The sequence below is a fragment of the Oleiphilus sp. HI0061 genome, assembly GCF_001635675.1.
In genome coordinates, this window is record NZ_LWFE01000005.1 from 1 (window position 1) to 1,589 (window position 1,589).

Here is a 1,589-nt window from a genome sequence, read left to right on the forward strand (position 1 = left end):
CATTTAGCTCTCGAACCAAGTCAAACATCACGGCCAATGCTTCAGGCGTATTAAAGTCATCATCCATCGCTGTTTTAAAGCGCTCAAGATAAGACTCAACGCGCGCTTCAGAACTTAGCTCTGCCTCGCTCAAACCACGTAAAGACTGATATAAACGATCCAAGGTTGCTTGCGCTTCAACCAGGTTATCTTCGGAATAATCAACCTGACTACGATAGTGGCTAGACACTAGGAAGTAACGAATCACTTCAGCCGGATACTTTTCCAAGACTTCGCGAATGGTGAAGAAGTTACCCAAAGATTTAGACATCTTTTCTTTGTTTACACGAACAGCGCCTGCATGCATCCAGTAGTTCACATACTTCTGACCGGTTGCACCTTCAGACTGGGCAATTTCATTTTCATGATGTGGGAATTTTAAGTCTGGCCCGCCCCCATGAATATCAAAGGTATCACCCAAACAGCAAGTCGACATGGCTGAGCATTCAATATGCCAGCCAGGGCGACCATTCCCCCACGGGGATTCCCAGCTAGCCTCGCCTTCTTTTGCCGCTTTCCACAAAACAAAATCCAGTGGATTACGCTTATGCTTTTCAACATCGATACGCGCACCCGCCAACAGCTCTTCGGTATTACGCTTGCTTAGCTTACCGTAGGTTTCAAACTTATCGATCGCATAATAGACATCGCCATTGTCGGCAGCATAAGCATGCTCGTTGTCGATCAGACGTTGAATCATATCGATAATTTCCTGGATATGCGCCGTCGCTCTCGGCTCCTGGTCTGGAGACTTCACCGACAACGCCGCTTCATCCTCATGCATCGCATCGATAAAGCGCTGCGTTAAAGCATCGTAGGCCTCTCCATTCTCCGCCGCTCGGGCGAAGATCTTGTCATCTACATCGGTGATATTTCGGATATACGTAACGTCGTAGCCAGAGTGGCGCAAGTAACGCGTAATCACGTCAAAGCTGACCAGCACGCGAGCATGACCGATATGGCAATAGTCATACACCGTCATCCCACAGACATACATTTTGACTTTGTTTTCTTCAAGCGGCTTAAATACTTCTTTCTCTGCAGATAGCGTATTATAAATTTTCAATGACATATTCTTTACTCCATCTACTCTTACTTATTTGCTTGCCCAATTATCTTTTAAACCAATTGTGCGATTGAATACGACCTTACCTTCACTAGGCTTATGGTCATATCGATCGGCAACAAAGTAGCCTTCTCGCTCAAATTGGAAATTCGCCTCAGGCTCCGCTTTTGCTGCATCAGGCTCAAGGTAAGCCTTAATCACACTAAAGCTTTCAGGGTTAACATGCGTCATAAAATCTTCTTCACCCGCATCTGGGTTAGCATGATTGAAAAGACGGTCATATAAACGCACTTCCGCCTCGACACTCTGCTCAGCAGATACCCAGTGAATAACACCGCGAGGCTTAATTCCTTCGATATTATTGCCTACCGAGTCAGCAACCAAGCTAGCTTTCACTTCAACAATTTCACCCTGTAATCTTCAGGGTCTAATTGAAGAATACCCAAAGCTTCACCTAAAGAACGAAGCGTACTAGCCAAGGCCG

General features: G+C 45.9%; 2 protein-coding genes. Both read right to left on the reverse strand.

The window, feature by feature from the left end; all coding sequences use genetic code 11:
• The coding region (cysS, locus tag A3735_RS00200; protein WP_068637322.1) for a cysteine--tRNA ligase at positions 1-1,111 on the reverse strand (1,111 nt) is incomplete at its 3' end.
• A 24-nt stretch (positions 1,112-1,135) separates the two neighbouring features.
• Positions 1,136-1,501, reverse strand: a complete 366-nt coding sequence (locus A3735_RS00205; RefSeq protein WP_068637324.1) for a hypothetical protein — start codon at positions 1,499-1,501, stop codon at positions 1,136-1,138.
• Positions 1,502-1,589 lie beyond the last annotated feature (88 nt).